Origin of the sequence: Cobetia sp. 4B (assembly GCF_018831605.1) — a bacterium.
GTDB lineage: Bacteria > Pseudomonadota > Gammaproteobacteria > Pseudomonadales > Halomonadaceae > Cobetia > Cobetia amphilecti.
The window spans coordinates 942,895-961,624 of sequence record NZ_CP059843.1 but is presented as its reverse complement, the minus strand read 5'-3'; the positions used below and the strand labels follow the sequence as shown (position 1 = coordinate 961,624).

General features: G+C 63.8%; 16 protein-coding genes. 10 read left to right on the top strand and 6 right to left on the bottom strand.

All coding sequences use genetic code 11. The features are described from left to right. Positions 1-43: 43 nt before the first annotated feature. Positions 44-1,771 (bottom strand): bifunctional protein-serine/threonine kinase/phosphatase, encoded by a 1,728-nt coding sequence (locus H2O77_RS04075; RefSeq protein WP_043331977.1) that lies wholly within the window; start codon positions 1,769-1,771, stop codon positions 44-46. Positions 1,772-2,037: 266 nt separating this feature from the next. Between H2O77_RS04075 and ppa the strand changes: the two genes are divergently transcribed. Beyond that, positions 2,038-2,568: an inorganic diphosphatase gene (gene ppa, locus H2O77_RS04070; RefSeq protein WP_043331979.1), complete on the top strand. Its 531-nt coding sequence runs from the start codon at positions 2,038-2,040 to the stop codon at positions 2,566-2,568. A 134-nt stretch (positions 2,569-2,702) separates the two neighbouring features. On the opposite strand, the gene H2O77_RS04065 is transcribed toward ppa, so the two are convergent. Continuing rightward, positions 2,703-3,806 (bottom strand): DUF2333 family protein, encoded by a 1,104-nt coding sequence (locus H2O77_RS04065; protein WP_043331981.1) that lies wholly within the window; start codon positions 3,804-3,806, stop codon positions 2,703-2,705. A gap of 528 nt (positions 3,807-4,334) precedes the next feature. Here H2O77_RS04065 and dsbD point away from each other — a divergent pair. From dsbD to purH, 8 genes are all read left to right on the top strand, one after another. Continuing rightward, complete coding sequence (gene dsbD, locus H2O77_RS04060; protein WP_240548706.1) at positions 4,335-6,362, top strand: protein-disulfide reductase DsbD; 2,028 nt, start codon at positions 4,335-4,337, stop codon at positions 6,360-6,362. Positions 6,363-6,618: 256 nt separating this feature from the next. Further along, the gene (gene aroQ, locus H2O77_RS04055; RefSeq protein ID WP_043331983.1) at positions 6,619-7,059 is read left to right on the top strand and encodes a type II 3-dehydroquinate dehydratase; all 441 of its coding nucleotides are present in this window, start codon (positions 6,619-6,621) and stop codon (positions 7,057-7,059) included. Positions 7,060-7,232: 173 nt separating this feature from the next. Next, entirely contained in the window at positions 7,233-7,706 is a 474-nt protein-coding gene (gene accB, locus H2O77_RS04050) for an acetyl-CoA carboxylase biotin carboxyl carrier protein (protein ID WP_043331985.1), read from the top strand. 19 nt (positions 7,707-7,725) lie between these two features. Further along, positions 7,726-9,066: an acetyl-CoA carboxylase biotin carboxylase subunit gene (accC, locus tag H2O77_RS04045; protein ID WP_043331987.1), complete on the top strand. Its 1,341-nt coding sequence runs from the start codon at positions 7,726-7,728 to the stop codon at positions 9,064-9,066. 123 nt (positions 9,067-9,189) lie between these two features. Further along, complete coding sequence (prmA, locus tag H2O77_RS04040) at positions 9,190-10,104, top strand: 50S ribosomal protein L11 methyltransferase (protein ID WP_215823966.1); 915 nt, start codon at positions 9,190-9,192, stop codon at positions 10,102-10,104. 178 nt (positions 10,105-10,282) lie between these two features. Beyond that, positions 10,283-11,317 (top strand): tRNA dihydrouridine synthase DusB, encoded by a 1,035-nt coding sequence (dusB, locus tag H2O77_RS04035; RefSeq protein ID WP_215823965.1) that lies wholly within the window; start codon positions 10,283-10,285, stop codon positions 11,315-11,317. A 47-nt stretch (positions 11,318-11,364) separates the two neighbouring features. Next, positions 11,365-11,610: a DNA-binding transcriptional regulator Fis gene (gene fis, locus H2O77_RS04030; RefSeq protein WP_225348107.1), complete on the top strand. Its 246-nt coding sequence runs from the start codon at positions 11,365-11,367 to the stop codon at positions 11,608-11,610. 62 nt (positions 11,611-11,672) lie between these two features. Then, positions 11,673-13,250 (top strand): bifunctional phosphoribosylaminoimidazolecarboxamide formyltransferase/IMP cyclohydrolase, encoded by a 1,578-nt coding sequence (purH, locus tag H2O77_RS04025; protein WP_215823964.1) that lies wholly within the window; start codon positions 11,673-11,675, stop codon positions 13,248-13,250. A gap of 120 nt (positions 13,251-13,370) precedes the next feature. Here the strand turns inward: purH and H2O77_RS04020 are convergent, their stop codons facing one another. After that, positions 13,371-14,462, bottom strand: a complete 1,092-nt coding sequence (locus H2O77_RS04020; protein ID WP_215823963.1) for an amidohydrolase family protein — start codon at positions 14,460-14,462, stop codon at positions 13,371-13,373. Between the two features lie 61 nt (positions 14,463-14,523). Next, positions 14,524-14,763 (bottom strand): DUF2061 domain-containing protein, encoded by a 240-nt coding sequence (locus tag H2O77_RS04015; RefSeq protein ID WP_215823962.1) that lies wholly within the window; start codon positions 14,761-14,763, stop codon positions 14,524-14,526. Positions 14,764-15,113: 350 nt separating this feature from the next. On the opposite strand from H2O77_RS04015, the gene glsB reads away from it, so the two are divergent. After that, positions 15,114-16,055 carry a glutaminase B gene (gene glsB, locus H2O77_RS04010; RefSeq protein ID WP_054555045.1) on the top strand — a complete coding sequence of 314 codons (942 nt, stop codon included), beginning with the start codon at positions 15,114-15,116 and terminating at the stop codon, positions 16,053-16,055. Positions 16,056-16,721: 666 nt separating this feature from the next. On the opposite strand, the gene H2O77_RS04005 is transcribed toward glsB, so the two are convergent. Next, the gene (locus H2O77_RS04005; RefSeq protein WP_043332412.1) at positions 16,722-18,179 is read right to left on the bottom strand and encodes an NAD-dependent succinate-semialdehyde dehydrogenase; all 1,458 of its coding nucleotides are present in this window, start codon (positions 18,177-18,179) and stop codon (positions 16,722-16,724) included. Positions 18,180-18,277: 98 nt separating this feature from the next. Further along, on the bottom strand, positions 18,278-18,622 hold the full coding sequence (locus tag H2O77_RS04000; protein WP_215823961.1) for a hypothetical protein: 345 nt from the start codon (positions 18,620-18,622) through the stop codon (positions 18,278-18,280). Between the last annotated feature and the right edge of the window lie 108 nt (positions 18,623-18,730).

Below are 18,730 nucleotides of genomic sequence, written 5' to 3'. Positions count from 1 at the left end.
CTCTTCCTCCCACCATGGCCTTGAGCCCCATCAGGCTCTGCACTCATTTCAGCAGCCAGGACAGCACCAGCAGCAACAGCAGGATGCCGGCGACGCCCTGCCAGAAATTGGCCGGTTCACGTATCGCCTCTGAGGGCGTCAGCGCCTTGCCGGGGTCCTGCTGCGGCAGGCGCAGCGCGTAGAGCAGCTCAGACAGGCGGCGATAGCGCAGGGTGCGTTGCGGGTCCAGGGCGCGCCTGAGGGCGTCGTCCAGGATCTGTGGCACCTGGGGATTGCGCATGCGGGCTGGCTGATACTCCAACAGCTCGAGGTCGGTGTGGGTGCGCAGCTGCTCCATCGACTGGGCGTAGGGCTGCATGCCGGTCAGCAGCCAGTAGATCACCGAGGCCAGGCCGTATTGATCGCTGCGCCGACTGACATCGGCGCCAAGGGCATATTCCGGCGCGCTGTGTTCGGTGAGGCCGACCTGACGCGCCAACGGACCGGCGCTCTCATGGCCATCCCCCTCACGCAGATGGCAGGCGCCGAAATCGACCAGCACCACCTTGCCATGACGGTCGATCATCACGTTGTCGGGGTGAATCAGCTGGTGCAGCACCTCACGACGATTGAGGGCATGCACGGCCTTGCCGAGCTGACGCGCGATGTCGAGACGCTGCTCGAGATTGGCCTGCGGGTGCATGCGTGCCCATTCGGTCAGTGTCTGCGCCTCCAGATGCTCGAGCAGATAGTAGAGATGATCACGCGGGCGTGACGGCTCCACCACCTTGACCACGAAGGGCGAGCTGACGCGGTCCACCACCCACTGCTGTAGCAGGAAGTGCTCGAGATAGGCATTCTTGAGCGACAGCTCCGGGCTGGGCGCCTTCATCACCATCACGCGTCGGCTCTTGAGGTCACGCACCTTGTAGACGCGTACCCGCGCGCTGCGTGACATGACCTCCATCACTTCCAGGCCATCGATGCGGTCGCCCGGCTCCAGCTCACGCGGTACCGGCAGGTCGCCATAGACGCGCCCCGGCGTATCGTCAGAAGCAGTCGCCAGGCGATCGATGCGCACCAGCTGGAAGCAGAACTGATCGGCCGTGTAGCCGCGCTCATCGGCGCGATCCGCCGCGGCATGCGCCAGGCGTTCACTGGCAGCATCGAGATCCGAGACGTCATCGCGAATCAGTGACACGAAATCGGAAGGCAGCAGGGTGCCGCGCACCGCCTGGGTGGTGAACAGGAAGATATCGCCCTGCTTGAGCGGCAGCTCGATGTAGTCGATGTCGAGGCTGACATCCATGCCCAGCGCCCGCGACGGATATCGATAGCCGCCGAGATCGGTGACATGGTCGCGCGAGATCTGCTCGAACTCGCCGCCACGCAGCCGGAAGACCACCGTGTCGCCGGCATGGAACAGATGCGCCGACTGGCCCCGGAAGACGACGGCGGAAATCGAGGTCACGTAACTGCCGCCCCGCACGAAGCGGCTCTGGCTGTAACACCAGCTGTTCAGCGCCCGCAGCACGCGGGTCGCGGAATACTTGACGCTCCAGTTGTCGGGCGTGGCGAAGTAATCGGCCAGAAAGCCACGCACGGCAAGGTCGCCGGCCTGCTTGGCAATCGCGTTCTTGCTGGTGGTGTCGGCGATCAGCGCACAGCCGCCCTTGGCCGCCAACGGGCCGCGCTCCAGCGGTATCTCCAGCGACATCGAGCTGCGATGACGCTTGCGGTCGGGAGCCACGAAGGCCTGACCGTAACTGAGTGAAAGCTCTGCATCCGCCAAGGCGGTCTCCTTGCGTCTCGATCCTGCCGTTACGTTTCATGCATGCGGTGGTGACGCTGCGCCAGCCCGACGCTGAAACACGCAATCGCCGCTGCGCCGCGCTGGACGGCCCCAAGTGTTACCCGAGTCAACCTGCAGTGCCACCACTCGTTGGTGCAACGCAAGGCGATCGAGCGTGGCATAATGGCAAAACGGTCTGCCAGTTCGTATAATTCAGCGGAATTTTGACCCGCAGGCCTTCAACCCGCAAACCCAAGGACTCGACAATGAGTTTCGACAAGATCCCCGCTGGCAAGGAATTGCCGAACGACGTCTACGTAGCGATCGAGATTCCGGCCAATCACGCGCCGATCAAGTACGAGATCGACAAGGACATCGATGCGCTCATGGTGGATCGTTTCATGGCCACCCCGATGTTCTACCCGGCCAACTACGGCTACATCCCGAACACCCTGGCCGACGATGGCGATGCCCTCGACGCGCTGGTCGTGACCCCGTATCCGGTCGCACCGGGCAGCGTCATCCGTGCGCGTCCGGTCGGCGTGCTCAACATGAGCGACGAAGCCGGTGAAGACGCCAAGCTGGTCTGCGTCCCGCACCAGAAGCTGACCTCCCTGTACGACGACGTCCAGGAAGTCACTGATCTGCCGGAACTGCTGCGTCAGCAGATCGCGCACTTCTTCGAGAACTACAAGGATCTCGAGAAAGGCAAGTGGGTCAAGATCGATTCCTGGGACGGTGCTGATGCCGCCCGTGCCGCGATCGAGAAGGCAGCCGCTGCCTACCAGAAGGACTGAGTCCTTCTGAGGTGATGCGCGATTCAGGCATCACGATGCAAAAAAGCCCCCGTCATTGACGGGGGCTTTTTCGTTTCCGGCTCACGCCCGACACCGGTGAGGAGAACCCTCAGGCGACATCGGGCGTCACGGGATCAGCCCTTCTCGAGCAGGCTGCGCAGGTCACTGATCGCGGAGTTGGCACGCGCGACGTAGTTGGCCATCACCAGCGAATGGTTGGCGAAGAAGCCAAAGCCGGAGCCATTGAGAATGATCGGGCTGCCGATATCGGTCTGGGTCGCTTCCAGCTCACGGATGATCTGGTCGATGGAGGTCAGCGCGTTCTTGTCTTCCAGTACGCCCTGGAAGTCATGACGCACTGCCTTGAGCAGATGGATCAGCGCCCAGGAGGTGCCGCGTGCCTGATAGAAGACGTCGTCGATCTCGAGCCACGGCGTCTTGATCTCTTCTTCCGTCTGGGTGCTCTTGGCCGAGGTGGCGCTCTTGTCGCCGGCCAGGCTCAGGTTGAGCTGCGACTTGCCGACACTGGCCGACAGGCGCTGGGACAGGGAACCGAGGCGATTCTCGACATCGGACAGCCAGGCCACCAGGTTGTCCGCACGCGCGTAGAACTGGCCGTTGTTCTGGGTGTCATCGCTCAGACGCTTGAGGTAGTCGCCCAGCTCACGGTTGGCGTCGGCATATTCATGCTCGGCTTCCGGCAGCATCCAGGCATTGGCATCGATGAACAGCAGGGATTCGGCCTTGCCCAGTGCCTTGTCATCGCTGGACTGGGACTGCGAACGGCTGAATTCCTTGCGCAGCTCACGCGTCATGTCGCGCACCTGTACCAGCACGCCATATTCCCAGTTGGGCATGTTGTCGAGCATCAGCCCCGGCGGCGCCACATCATTCTTGAGATAGCCACCCGGCTTGTGCAGCAGGGTGTCATTGAGTTTCATCAGGGTGGCGACGGTCGCGGTGCCTGTCGGCAGTGTCTCGAATGCCGGTGCCGGCTCTTCGCCCTCGACCTTGGCCACCGGTGCGGCCAGCCCGTGCACGCGAGCCAGTTCGGTGCGCGTGGCCTGATCGATGTTGAACTCGTCCGGTTCACTGCTCCAGTAGATACCAAGGCCAACGCAGACCAGCAGGTAAATGACGAACAGCCCGATCAGTGGTTTCCAGATCCAGCCATACTGAGGCGTTTCCAGCACATCGCGATTGGCGCCGCGCTTGCTGCCTTTACCGAATAGGGCCATGCGTTCTTCCTTGTATGAAGCCTTGTAGAAAAAGCCGTGTGAGAGACGAGTCAGACCTGCCTGAACGGATGTGAGCCGCGCCGATGCATCCAGCGCCGCTACTCATGACGTACGTCCTATCCTATCATGCGCCCCTGCACGTGCCAGTCGCACTCGGTGAAGTGCCGGTTCTGTGACAAGGTGCGATGCGCTCCGGATTGCGGGCCTGGTCGTGGACCGAGCCGAGGACCGAGCCGCGGGCTGAGTCGCGGTACGAGCCGAGGGCCAGACTGCCGCCCGCGCAGGCGGCTTCACCACTCGAGCCCGATATGTCCTCACACACCCTCACACGAGCGGATGTCTGCTACATGGTGGCACATTCATCCGCGTGCAAGTCGTGCGCGGCGATGATGGGCCTGCTCTCGATCCAGCGCTCGCCCCCGAGCAGGATGATGGCGGCGCGAGACTGCGGTGCCTTGAGGCCTGCAGGATGTTCTTTCGGCACTGTATAAGGATGCTTCCGTGCTTCGTTCGTTCTTGAAAGTCAGCATGGCGCTGCCAACGGGCCGCGCACGCCCCTCCGCGTTCTCACGCCTGCTGGGCCCTGCATTGCTGGCAACCCTGCTGGCAATCGCTCTGGTGGTCGCGCAGGCAATGACGGCGCTGCCCGCCAATGCCGGCCTGTTCAGCTCAGACTCAGGCTCAGGCTCAAGTTCAAACGCCGGCAGCGGCTCCAGCAGTGCGACGTCCAGCCTGTTCGGCGGCGGCAATCAGGGCGATTTCCTGCCGGTCAATGAAGCCTTCAAGCCGCGCAGCTGGCGCGAGGGCGACACCCTGTATGTCGGCTTCACCAGTGCCGAAGGCTATTACCTCTATCGCCATCAGTTCAGCTTCTCGACCACCAGCGACCAGGTCGTGCTGGGCGACGCCGTCCTGCCGCCGGGAGAGCTGAAGAACGACCCCTACATGGGCGAGGTGCATGTCTTCCACGATGCGCTGGTCATTCGTATCCCACTGACCAGCGCCTCCTCTGGCAAGGCAGTGCATGACGACACACCGGCCAGCGGCCCGATCCCGCTCTCCATCACCTTCCAGGGCTGTGCCGATGCCGGGCTCTGCTATCCGCCGGAGACCGTCACGCTACAGGCCGGTGAGCAGAGTGCCCCTGCCCCCTTCGCGCAGCTGATGCCGTCCGCCAGCCAGCCGAGCGATACGACGGCGTCGACGGAAAGTCGCACTACAACAGCCCCGATCAGCGGCACCGATTCCGGCTTCAGCGCACTGTTCGCGGATGCCAGCCTGCTGACGACTCTGGGGCTATTCTTTCTCGCCGGCCTCGGCCTGACCTTCACGCCCTGCGTGCTGCCGATGATTCCGATCCTGAGTTCGATCATCGTCGGTCAGCGCCCCAGCCGCCCGCGCGCCTTGCTGCTCTCCACGAGCTACGCCCTGGGCATGGCCCTGACCTACGCCGCGGCTGGCACACTGATGGGACTGTTCGGGGCGGGGCTCAACCTGCAGGCGCATCTACAGGCGCCGGCCGTACTGATTCCCTTCGCTGCGTTGTTCGTGCTGTTCGCGCTGGCCATGTTCGGCGCCTTCAATCTACGCCTGCCAAGCGGCATGCACTCACGGCTCGACGCGCTGCAAGGGCGCCTGATGAACGCCGGCCCCGGCGGACTGGCGCTGGCGGGCGCGTTATCGGTACTCGTGGTATCGCCCTGCGTCTCGGCACCTCTGGCCGGTGCGCTGGTCTATCTTTCCGCCAGTGGCGATGCCCTGACCGGCGGGCTGGCACTCTTCGCGCTGGGGCTGGGCATGGGCGTGCCGTTGATTCTGGTCGGCACCTTCGGCGCCAGCCTGCTGCCCAGGGCCGGCGGCTGGATGGAGGGCATCAAGCAGGCCTTCGGCATCCTGCTGCTGGGGGTGGCGCTGTGGCTGGTGGAGCGCTTGCTGCCGGCCTCGCTGGCAGTGCTGGGCTGGGCCATTCTGGCCATCGGCACCGGCGTGGCGCTGGGGGCGCTCAGCACACAGACCCGAGGCTGGGCGCGTGCCCGTCAGGCACTGGGACTGGTCGCGCTGGGCTGGGGCATGATCAGCCTGCTGGGCGTGGCAGGCGGCGCAAGCGACCCGCTGCGCCCGCTGGCCCCCTTCACTAGCGGCACATCATCCGGGCAGGCCGCCGAGACGTCACTGGACTTCACCACCGTCAGCGACATGAACGAGCTCGAGCGAGAACTGGCACTGGCCGCCAGCCGCGGCCAGCCGGTGTTCGTCGACTACTACGCCGACTGGTGCATCTCCTGCAAGGTGATGGAGCGCGAGGTCTTCCCCAAAGTCGCCAGCCAGTTGCGCCAGTTCCACCTGATTCGCGCCGACGTCACCAGTACCGGGGCCGCGACCCAGGCGCTGCTCAAGCAATTCGGCCTGTTCGGCCCTCCTAGCCTGCTGTTCTTCGCCGATGAACGCGAGCTCACGGCGGCGCGCATTCAGGGGGAGGTCAACGCCAGTCAGCTCGGCCAGCACCTGACAGCGGTGCTGGATCAGCTGCGCGGCACGTCACAGCGCGCGAACTGAGCGGCGTGTCTGCCACAGGCCCGGCGCGGGGCAGTTGCTGCCGAGACGCACGCGAGGACGAAGAATGCGGCAAAATCTTCGGTTCAGTGCCAAACTGGACAGCGTTCGAGAATTTCGGCAGAATCCGCGTCACTACGGCAACAGCCTACGCTCAATAGGTAAACGTCGTGGATAGTGACGGTATCTTTGCATTTTCTTCATGGGTTAACAGCTCAATGAGCCTGGTGCTCGAGCACGGCTGACACAAGGGACTTTCATGGCGCGCATCCTGGTACTCAACGGCCCCAATCTCAATCTTCTGGGGACCCGTGAACCCGAGGTGTATGGCACCACCACGCTGGAGGATATCCACCAGCGTCTGGTCCAGCGCGCCAGCGCGGCCGGCCATCAGCTGGACTGGCTGCAGTCCAATGCCGAGCATGTGCTGATCGAGCGTATCCACCTTGCCCGTGAAGATGGCACCGCCATCATCCTGATCAATCCGGCGGCCTTTACCCATACCAGCGTTGCGCTGCGCGATGCGCTACTCGGCGTCGCACTCCCGTTCATCGAGCTGCACCTTTCCAACACCCATGCCCGCGAGCCGTTCCGCCACCATTCGTATCTTTCCGATGTGGCACGCGGCGTGATCATGGGCTTTGGCGCTCGAAGCTATGACATGGCGCTTGACGCCGCCCTGGACGATCTCGCGCAGTAAGGGCACGTCCAGAGCGGTGTTCACGCACCGCCATCAGGCCTCATCACTGCCTGATACCAGGATTCACCGGCCATCGCCATGGTCGGGACAGCCGTCGGGGCTGTCGCCCGCAGCCGCCGCTATCACGGCTGCACACCCCCATTTCCAGCCACATTTACATCGGGATTAATTTCATGGATATCCGCAAGGTCAAGAAGCTGATCGAGCTGCTCGAAGAGTCCAACATCAGCGAAATCGAGATCCAGGAAGGCGAAGAGTCCGTTCGCATCAGCCGCCATCCGCAGGGCTTCGCCCAGCAGCCGATGATGCAGGCCCCGATGATGATGCAGCAGCAGCCGATGCAGCAGGCCGCTCCGGCAGCCGCTGGCGCCGCTGAAGCACCGGCCGCTCCGGCAGCACCGGCTGCGCCGCAGGGCCACACCATCAATTCCCCGATGGTCGGCTCCTTCTACCGTTCTCCGGCGCCGGGCTCCAAGGCCTTCATCGAAGTCGGCCAGAGCGTCAAGAAAGGTGATACCGTCTGCATCGTCGAAGCCATGAAGATGATGAACCAGATCGAAGCCGACAAGGATGGCGTCGTCGAAGCCATTCTGATCGAAGACGGCGAGCCGGTTGAATTCGACCAGCCCATGATCGTCATTTCCTGATCCCAACGGACACGTCACCATGCTCGACAAGGTACTGATTGCCAACCGCGGCGAGATCGCCCTTCGCATCCTTCGCGCCTGCAAGGAACTGGGCATCAAGACGGTAGCGGTGCACTCCAAGGCCGACCGCGACCTGATGCACGTCCGCCTGGCGGATGAAGCTGTGTGCATCGGCCCGGCCTCCTCTGCCAAATCCTATCTCCACATCCCGGCGCTGATCGCAGCCGCCGAGGTGACGGACGCCGACGCCATCCACCCGGGCTACGGCTTCCTGTCGGAAAATGCCAACTTCGCCGAACAGGTCGAACGTTCCGGCTTCGCCTTCATCGGCCCGCGCGCTGACACCATCCGCATGATGGGTGACAAGGTCGCGGCCATCGAGGCGATGAAGCTGGCCGGCGTTCCGACCGTGCCGGGTTCCGACGGCCCGGTGCCGGAAGACGAAGACGAGATGTACGCCATCGCCGAGCGCATCGGCTATCCGGTGATCATCAAGGCCGCCGCTGGCGGTGGTGGTCGCGGCATGCGCGTGGTGCACTCCAAGGCCAGCCTGCTGTCCTCGGTGAGCATCACCCAAGGTGAAGCGGCCGCGGCCTTCGGCGACGGCACGGTGTACATGGAGAAATTCCTCCAGAACCCGCGTCACGTCGAAGTCCAGGTACTGGCCGATGGCCAGGGCAACGCCATCCATCTGTATGACCGCGACTGCTCCCTGCAGCGTCGTCACCAGAAGGTGCTGGAAGAAGCACCGGCGCCGCAGCTGGACGAAGAAGCGCGTGCCAAGGTACTCAAGTCGTGCACCGATGCCTGCATCGAGATCGGCTACCGTGGCGCCGGCACCTTCGAGTTCCTGTACGAGAACGGCGGCTTCTACTTCATCGAGATGAACACTCGTGTTCAGGTCGAGCACCCGGTGACCGAAATGGTCACTGGCATCGATATCGTCAAGGAACAGCTGCGCATCGCCTCCGGCCTGCCGCTGTCCGTGAAGCAGGAAGATATCGAGCTGCGCGGTCACGCCTTCGAGTGCCGCATCAATGCCGAGGATTCGCGCACCTTCATGCCGTCTCCGGGCAAGGTCGAGCTCTATCACGCGCCGGGCGGTCTGGGCGTGCGCATGGACTCGCACCTGTACTCCGGCTACACCGTTCCGCCGCACTACGACTCCCTGATCGGCAAGCTGATCACCTGGGGCGAGAGCCGCGAGATCGCACTGACGCGCATGCGCAATGCCCTCGACGAGCTGCTGGTGGAAGGTATCAAGACCAACACTGACCTGCAGAAGGATCTGGTGCGTGATGCCGGCTTCCAGGAAGGTGGCGTCAACATCCATTATCTGGAGAAGAAGCTGGGCCTGTAAGACGCCCCGCTTGAGATCGGTGACGTGGTTGCCGATAGACGCACGACAGAAGGGTGGCCTCGGCTGCCCTTCTGTCGTCTGTGCCCTCCTCCCCTTTCTTATCGCCCATCGACAGGAGTCACCATGTCCTGGCTGCAACTCAAGGCGCGTATCGCCCCCGACCACGCCGAGATTCTCGAGCATCTGCTGATGGAAGAAGGCGCCTGCGCCATCACGCTGCAGGATGCCGAAGACCAACCGCTGTTCGAACCGGACCTCGGCAGCACGCCGCTGTGGAGCGAGACTGTCCTCACTGGCCTGTGGGATGGCACCGAAGGCATCGAGGCCATGCGCGAGCGGGTCAAGGCCGGCTGGGCGGCGCTGATTCCCGATGAGCCCTGCCCGGAGATCGAGGTCGAGATCCTCGAGGACCGTGACTGGGCCCGTGAATGGATGGACGGTTTCGAGCCGCTCAAGATGGGCCAGCGCCTGTGGATCGTGCCCAGCTGGCACGATGCGCCGGAGCAGGACGCCGTCAACCTGATGCTCGACCCCGGCTTGGCCTTCGGCACCGGCACCCACCCGACCACCGCCCTGTGCCTGGAATGGCTCGATGGGCTGGCCGTCGATGGCAAGCTCGCCCAGTACAGCGTGCTCGACTTCGGTTGCGGCTCCGGCATTCTCGCCATCGCCGCGCTCAAGCTCGGCGCAGTGGATGCGCTGGGCACCGATATCGACCCGCAGGCGCTGCAGGCCTCGCGGGAGAACGCCCAGCGCAATGACGTCAGCGACCAGCTGACCCTGTGCTACCCGGACCGCCTGCCGGACGCGGGCTATCAGATCGTGGTCGCCAACATCCTGGCCGGCCCGCTGGTCGAACTGGCCCCGCAGATCGCGGGCAGCGTCGCCCCGGGTGGCCTGCTGGCGCTCTCCGGCATTCTCGCGCCCCAGGCGGGAGAGGTGCTCGATGCCTATCGTGAAGCCGGCCTGATCATGGAAGAGCCCACCGAGCGCGATGGCTGGGTACGCCTCAATGGTCAGCGTCCACTGATGGGCTGAGCCACGCCATGAGCCATGCCATGAGCGCCGCAGCCGCGCAGGGAGAACGCATCCGCGACGCATTGTGGATGAAATAGCCCTTCAAACCCTGCGGCGCTCTAGGTATCATGACGCCCCCGCGAATCCCTGACACGACAGCGGCTCGCGCGCCTGACACCACTCGCATGACACGAGACCCATGACCGATACCCCGCTTCCCGCCGACCTGCCCCGCATCGGCGTACATCAGCTTCCCAATCGCGTGATTCTGGCCCCGATGGCCGGCGTCACCGATCGCCCGTTCCGACAGCAATGTCGTGAGCTGGGCGCCGGGCTGGTGGTATCGGAGATGGTGACCAGTGACAAGCGGCTGTGGAATACCGTCAAGTCCCGCACGCGCATGAACCATGCCGGCGAACCCGGCCCGCGTGCCGTGCAGATCGCCGGCGGTGATGCCGCCATGCTGGCCGAGGCCGCGGCGCTCAACGCCGAGATGGGTGCCGAGATCATCGACATCAACATGGGCTGCCCGGCCAAGAAGGTCTGCAACAAGGCCGCCGGCTCTGCCCTGATGCGCGACGAGAAGCTCGTCGGCGAGATTCTCGATGCCGTAGTGCGCGCCGTGGACGTGCCGGTCACGCTCAAGATGCGCACCGGCTGGTGCGAAGAGACGCGCAACGCCATCGCCATCGCGCGCATGGCCGAGAACGCCGGCATCCAGGCGCTGTCCGTGCATGGTCGCACTCGCCAGCAGAAATATACCGGCGAGGCCGAATACGACACCATCGCCGCCGTGAAGGCCGCGGTGTCGATTCCGGTCTTCGCCAATGGCGATATCGACAGCGGCGAGAAGGCGCGACATGTGCTTGACTATACGGGCGCCGACGCCGTGATGATCGGCCGTGCGGCCCAGGGCAATCCCTGGATCTTCCGCGAGATCAATCACTACCTGGCCACCGGCCAGGTAGCCTGTGGCCCGAGCGATGCGGAGCGCGCCCTCGTGATGCGCACCCACCTCGAGGCCCTGTACGAATTCTACGGTGACTACATGGGAACGCGCATCGCGCGCAAGCATGTGGGCTGGTATCTGGCGACGCGGGAGGATGGCAGTGAGCTCAAGCGCCACTTCAATCCCCTCGAGGAGCCGGAACAACAGCGCCAGTTCCTGACCCGCCTGTTCGGCGAGCCGGAAGGCATCGCCCGCACCGAGACGCAAGGAAGTCACGCAGCATGACCAGCAGGCACCCTCTTTCACCCGACGACGCAAGCCAGGCCACCCTGATGACGCCCGTGCGGCACCATCAGACCCTGCGCGAGGCGGTCGAGCACTCCATGGCGCGCTACTTCGCCCACCTGGATGGCGAGCAGGTCACCGACCTGCATGCCATGGTGATGGCCGAGGTCGAGGCGCCGCTGCTGGAGGCGGTGATGGCCCACGCGCAGGGCAACCAGACCCGCGCCGCCGACATGCTGGGCCTCAACCGAGGCACACTGCGCAAGAAGCTCAAGCAGTTTGATCTGATCTGACCCCGCCGGGGCACCTTGACAGGTGCCCCGGCGTCTTTTTGTTGATCCACGAGTGGAGCATCATGCAAGCCAAGCCCCAAGCCATCCGTCGCGCCCTCCTGAGTGTTTCCGACAAGACCGGAATCGTCGAATTCGCTCGTGCCCTGGACGCCCGCGGCGTCGCCCTGCTGTCCACTGGCGGTACCTTCCGCCTGCTCAAGGACAACGGCCTTGCCGTGACGGAAGTGTCCGAGCACACCGGTTTCCCGGAAATGATGGATGGCCGGGTCAAGACCCTGCACCCCAAGATCCACGGTGGCATTCTCGGCCGTCGCGGCCAGGATGATGCGGTGATGGCCGAGCACGGCATCGACCCCATCGACATGGTCATCGTCAATCTGTACCCGTTCGCCGCTACCGTGGCCAACCCGGATTGCTCGCTGGAAGACGCCATCGAGAACATCGATATCGGCGGCCCGACCATGGTGCGTTCCTGCGCCAAGAACCACGCCCACACCACCATCGTCGTCAACGCCTCGGATTATGACCGCGTGATCGCCGAGATGGATGCCAACAACAACGCCGTCAGCGATGGCGCGCGCTTCGATCTGGCCGTGGCCGCCTTCGAGCACACCGCCGCCTACGATGGCGCCATCGCCAACTGGCTGGGCCAGCGTGTCGAAGGCGGCTGCGAAGGCCTGCCGCGTCAATACAACGTCAGCCTGAGCAAGAAGCAGGACATGCGTTACGGCGAGAACCCGCACCAGAAGGCGGCCTTCTACGTCGAGGACGGTGCCGCCGAGGCCAGCGTCGCCACGGCCGTGCAGGTACAAGGCAAGGCGCTGTCCTACAACAACGTCGCCGACACTGATGCCGCCTTCGAGTGCGTCAAGGCCTTCGACGAGACCGCCTGTGTCATCGTCAAGCACGCCAACCCGTGTGGCGTCGCCATCGGCGAGTCTGCCCTGGCCGCCTACGAGCGTGCCTTCCAGACCGACCCGACCAGCGCCTTCGGCGGCATCATCGCCTTCAACGTGCCGCTGGACGCCGAGACCGCGCAGGCCATCGTCTCGCGTCAGTTCGTCGAGGTGATCATCGCCCCGGGCATCAGTGAAGAGGCGGCGGCCATCGTCGCCACCAAGGCCAATGTGCGCCTGCTCGACGTCGCGGATGCCTGGGCGGCCGAGCGTACCGGCGGTCACGACTTCAAGCGTGTCACCGGCGGTCTGCTGGTCCAGGACCGCGACCAGGGCATGGTCGGCCGTGACGAGCTCAAGGTCGTCACCGAGCGTGCACCGAGCGAGCAGGAACTCAACGACCTGACCTTCGCCTGGAAAGTGGCCAAGTTCGTCAAGTCCAACGCCATCGTCTACATCAAGGATGGCCAGACCATCGGTGTGGGCGCCGGCCAGATGAGCCGCGTCTATTCCGCCAAGATCGCCGGCATCAAGGCCGCCGATGAAGGTCTGGAAGTGCCGGGCTCCGTGATGGCCTCCGATGCCTTCTTCCCGTTCCGCGACGGCATCGATGCCGCTGCGGCGGCCGGCATCACTGCCGTCATCCAGCCGGGTGGCTCCATGCGCGATCAGGAAGTCATCGATGCGGCCAACGAAGCCGGCATCGCCATGGTCTTCACCGGCATGCGTCACTTCCGTCACTGATCAGACATCGCTAGTCTGCACGGGTACCTGTACTGCTACCTAAGCTAGCGCCCACGCAGAAGCCCCCGCCAGCGACATGCTGGCGGGGGCTTTTTCATGCGCATCTGACAAGAAACGCGGTCATTCGACCGGCAGGTCGACCCAGCGCAGGAAGTTGTCGCGCGCGACATTGCGCGCCGCCGGTGGCGACAGCGCATCGAGGAAGGGCGTATAGCTGGCGAGGATATCGCCCACCGAGCCGAAGCGCCCGACCACATCACTGCCGAGCACGAAGCGCTGTGGGAAGCGCTCGACCAGCGCCACCCAACGCGAGCGCGGCTGCCCTTCATCATCCAGCAGGTAGGGTTCCAGCACCGACCAGGACAGGTCGATATTCAGGTTGGGATAGGTTTCCAGCATGCGCTCGATCTCGCCGTGCAGCCAGGTCATGCGCCCCAGACGACGATTGAGCTCGGCACTGGTCCCGGCGTGTGCCCAGATGAAGGTCGTGTCCGGATTGTCGCGCACCGCACTCTCGAATTCCTCGAGATACAGGCCCTCATGCCCTTCCCGCTTGCTGGTGATGTTGGAATGCACCATCACCGGCAGCCCCTTCTCCGCCGCCAGCGCATAGACCTTCATCAAGGCCGGATGATTGGCGCGCGGCGTCTCGCCTTCGGTCAGGCGCGTCAGGTCGTCATGGCGCGTGAAGACCTCCCCGATGCCCTTCCAGAAGCCGGGATAGATCGCCATCAACTGGCGAATCTCGTCGGCAGCGTTCAGATCGGTGGGGTTGAAGCCGGTGATGAACGGCGAGAAACGCGCCTGTACCGGCTCGGGCGCGCGAGTCAGCGCCTCGGCCAGGATGTAGTCGGTACCGGAATACCAGTAGACCGGCGCATCATCGCCCATGTAGTAACGTGGCTTCTTGGGTGCGTCCTGCTGCCACTTCTTGGCGACGCCGATGCCCGTGACCAGGGCGTGATCGACCTGCGCCTCGTCCATGGCATCCAGCAAGGCCCCCAGACCATCACCCTGCTGGAAGAAGTCCACGAAGTGCAGATGGGCGTCGCTGTAGTGATAATCACGCGTTTCGTCGGCTGCCACGGCCTCGAGGCCAGCCAGGCTGCCGGCAAGCCCCAGCAGCAACGCCAACGCCCCCTGGACGAGAGGACGTTGGCGGGCGCGGGCAGGAAGAGAGGCACGGACGATGCGAGGGGCAAGCTTCAGCATGGGGAGCTCCGGGAAAAGGTCGCTCGATTCTGCGGCGCATCCCTGCCACGCGCAAGCAGCCTCAGCCCGCCAGTGCCGCCCCGCTCATGGCGTTTCGCGAATTCGCCTGCTGCTCAGCAGCCTGCTGGCGGCGCGCGGTGACACGGCTCCAGACCTTCTCGTGGAAGAAGAAGGCGACGGTGTTGACCGCCGGCTCGACGATGGCGACCAGGCCACCGACCACGATATCGCCGGTCAGCAGGTAGGTGACACCGAAGGCGATGGAGAAGTGCATGCTGGCAAAGGTCAATGTCTTGATCATGTTGGCTGCCCTCCGGGCGGTCTACTCAGCGAGACGCTGAGCCTCAGCGCGTCGCATGTCATGGGGTCAGGCAACTGCGTGCTGCCTTGATGAACCAATAATAACGATTCTCAACTGCATGTAGAAATCACTTTGCACTACCTGGCTGATAAGCGTCAACTATCACGCGATTGAGCCGGCCTGACGGTACGCCCTGCCAGCGGCATCGAGCGCGCCAGCTGCGGTCATATCCGCTAGAATGCCCTGCCGGTCCCTCGCGCCACTCTCGGTCTGATGCCCGATGGCGCCGTTGTCACGAGAGCCCGGCCAGCTTCGCGCCCTTTTCCCTCCACCGCTGCTTCAAGGTTGCCATGACGCCGCCACTCGACCCCGATGCTCTCCAGACACTGCTCGAACGCCTGTCCGATGATGCCAGCCGCTGCTTCAACGAAGGCAAGGTCGCGGACTATATCCCGGCACTGGCGCAGGTCGACCCTGACCAGTTCGGCATCGCCGTCTGCCATGTGGATGGCCGTGTACAGTACGCCGGCAGCGCGCATACTCGCTTCTCGATCCAGTCGATCTCCAAGGTGCATGCGCTGGTACTGGCGATGCAGCGTCTTGAGAGCGACGAGATCTGGTCGCGCGTCGGTCGTGAACCCTCCGGCCAGGCCTTCAACTCGATCATGCAGCTGGAGGTCGAGAACGGCATTCCGCGCAATCCCTTCATCAATGCCGGTGCCCTGCTGATCACCGACCTGCTGGTGTCGCGCATCGTCTCGATCCAGAACACCCTGCGTGAGCAGCTCAGGCGTCTGTCCGGCAGCGACGATATCGGCTTCGATGAAAAGGTCGCGCGCTCGGAAATGGACCACAAGGCGCGCAATGCCTCGCTCGCCTACCTGATGCAGGCCTACGGCAATGTGCATTCCGATGTGGATGACCTGCTGGACACCTACTTCCACAGCTGCTCGGTGTCGATGAACTGCGTGGAACTGGCGCGCAGCTTCGCCTTCCTCGCCAATCGCGGCGTCAATCCGCTGGATGGCAAGGAAGTGGTCTCGCCGCTGGAGACACGCCAGCTCAATGCGCTGTTGCTGACCTGCGGACTTTACGACGCGGCAGGCGACTTCGCCTGGCGAGTGGGGCTGCCGGGCAAGAGTGGCGTCGGCGGTGGCATCATCGCCATCCTGCCGGGACAGATGAGCATCTGCGTCTGGTCACCACGCCTGGACGGCTACGGCAACTCGATTGCCGGGCGACATGCACTGGAAGGCCTGGTGGCGGGCATGGGGCTTTCGCCACTGGGGTGAGACATGCGAGCCGAGAAGTGAGGACTGAAATGGGAGGGTTGAGAAGTAAGCGTTGCGGCATGAGGATTGCGGCACGAGAGCCAAGATCCGAACCCGAGATCAGAGATCCGGCAATAAAAAAGGGCGAGTCGCGTCCGCCACGCCACTCGCCCTGTCTTCAATCCTTGAAGACTATCACCACAGGTCCCGCTCTTTGACTGTAGCGTAAATAAGCATATGCACAAGTAAGAGAATGCCGACAAAGCACGCCTGTCTTTGGCCCTGATCTGCGGAAAAAGACCGCGGCATACCGCTTTGGTCTGACACGTGCAGCGCCATCAATCTCCGAGACTCTCCATCTCTACGACCAATGACTCATGCGCCTCTTGTCGCGAGCTTGCCCGCCTCTCGCGCATGCCGTTCTCTCATCAGCAACGAAAGATCGCTCTCATCAGCAGCGAAAATTCCATGGCCAGTTGCAGGCACACTCGGCGCAGACAGGTGGAATAAATGCATGGCATGAAAAAGCCCGCCCGGTTTCCCGGGCGGGCTTTTTGCCAGCTGATGGCGTGTCCGATCATTGCATTGAGCGCTGGCCATCAATCAGCGATGCAAAGTTCCAGGAGGCAAGGCTCAAGGATGCAAGGCTCAAGCAGGGATCGTCAGCGTAGACCCGATGACGATGCATCAGCCAAGTGAGAGACACAGATACTTGGTTTCCATGTATTCCTCGAGGCCATACTTGGAGCCTTCACGACCCAGCCCCGATGCCTTGGTGCCACCGAAGGGCGCCGCGGCGTTGGAGATCAGCCCGGTATTGATACCGACCATGCCGTAGTCCAGACCTTCCGAGACGCGCCAGACACGCTTGAGGTCGCTGCTGTAGAAATAGCTGGCCAGACCGAATTCGGTGTCGTTGGCCATCTCGATCGCCTCTTCCTCGCTCTCGAAGGGGAAGATCGCCGCCAACGGACCGAAGGTTTCCTCACGGGCGACCTTCATCTCCGGCGTCACCTGCGAGATCAGGGTCGGCGTGAAGAAGCTGCCCCCCAGCGGATGCGGATGGCCGCCCAGCAGCAGTTCGGCACCCTTGTCGAGGGCATCCTGCACGTGCTCGGTGACCTTCTCGACGGCATCGCCATCGATCAACGGACCGACCTTGACGCCCTCTTCCAGGCCATTGCCCACGGTCAGCTCGGCGTTCATGGCGGCGGCCAGTTTCTCGCTGAAGGCATTGACCACGCTGGACTGCACCAGGAAGCGATTGGTGCAGACGCAGGTCTGGCCGGCATTGCGGAACTTGGCTGCCATCGCGCCTTCCACCGCCGCATCGAGATCGGCGTCTTCGAACACCAGGAAGGGTGCGTTGCCGCCAAGCTCCAGCGAGATCTTCTGGATGTGCTGCGCGGCATTTGCCATCAGGCCTCGCCCGACTTCCGTGGAGCCGGTGAAGGTCACCTTGCGCACGATGCTGGAATCGGTCATCGCCTTGGCGATGTCCTTGGCCGAGCCCGGCACGACGTTGAAGACGCCGCGCGGCACGCCAGCGCGTTCCGCCAGCACCGCCAGCGCCAGCGCCGAGAACGGCGTCTGGCTGGCCGGCTTGACCACGATCGGACAGCCCGCGGCCAGCGCGGCGCCCGCCTTGCGGGTAATCATCGAAGCCGGGAAGTTCCACGGCGTGATCGCCCCCACCACTCCGACCGGCTGCTTGAGCACCAGGATGCGCTGGTCACGCTTGGCGGCCGGAATGGTGTCGCCATACACGCGCTGACCTTCTTCGGCGAACCAGCGCAGGAAGCTGGCCGCGTACTGGATTTCACCGGCGGCTTCGGCGAGGGGCTTGCCCTGCTCCAGCGTCATGATCTGCGCCAGGTCATCCTTGTGCTCCAGCATCAAGGCGTACCACTTCATCAGGATGTCAGCGCGCTCCAGCGCCGGCGTCTCCTTCCAGTCCGCGAAGGAGTGCTGCGCCGCCTCGATGGCGCGTTCGGTCTCGGCGTAACCCAGCCGAGGCACGCGGCCGATGATCTCGCCGGTGGCAGGATTGTCGACCTCGATCTGCTCGCCGGAATCCGCGGCTACCCAGCCACCGTCGATATAGGCAAATGGACGAAACAGACTGGTATCGTTGAGATGTTCCATGAAGACTCCCGAGGCGTGCTTGTGGGTCAAGGCAGTGATTCCCGGCTAACCGAGACTACTCAAGACTAACCTGATATAGCCTAGATGCGGGCGTGGCGCTAGATCCACAACCCTGCCAGTACTAGTACCACGATGGCCAGCCCGGCGAGCCACCAGCGCTTGCGCGTTGCTGGCCTGGCGGCGTCAGCCTTGGCCCCGGGGGCCTCGCCGGCCTCGCTCTCGGGCGGCATCGAGACGACTCGCCGCGCCTTCTGTTGCTTGATCCGCGCATTGAAGACCTGCACTGCACGCCCGTCGCGAAGCTCGAAGTCCACCGCCAGCCCCGGCCCCGGCAAGCCACGCCCGCGCCAGCCGACCAGATCGAAGGCGTGCTCGCCGCCCTTCTCGTCCCGAATGGTGCCCTGCTGTTCTGCATCATCGAAATGGATGATTTCCCCGATCACATCATGTCTCCCGACTCTTCAGGCTTCTGCGCCTGACTGTCTCGATATCTGAGCTTCTCGACATCTGACTTTCTCGACATCTGGGCTTCTCGACGCCTGCCCCGGCTG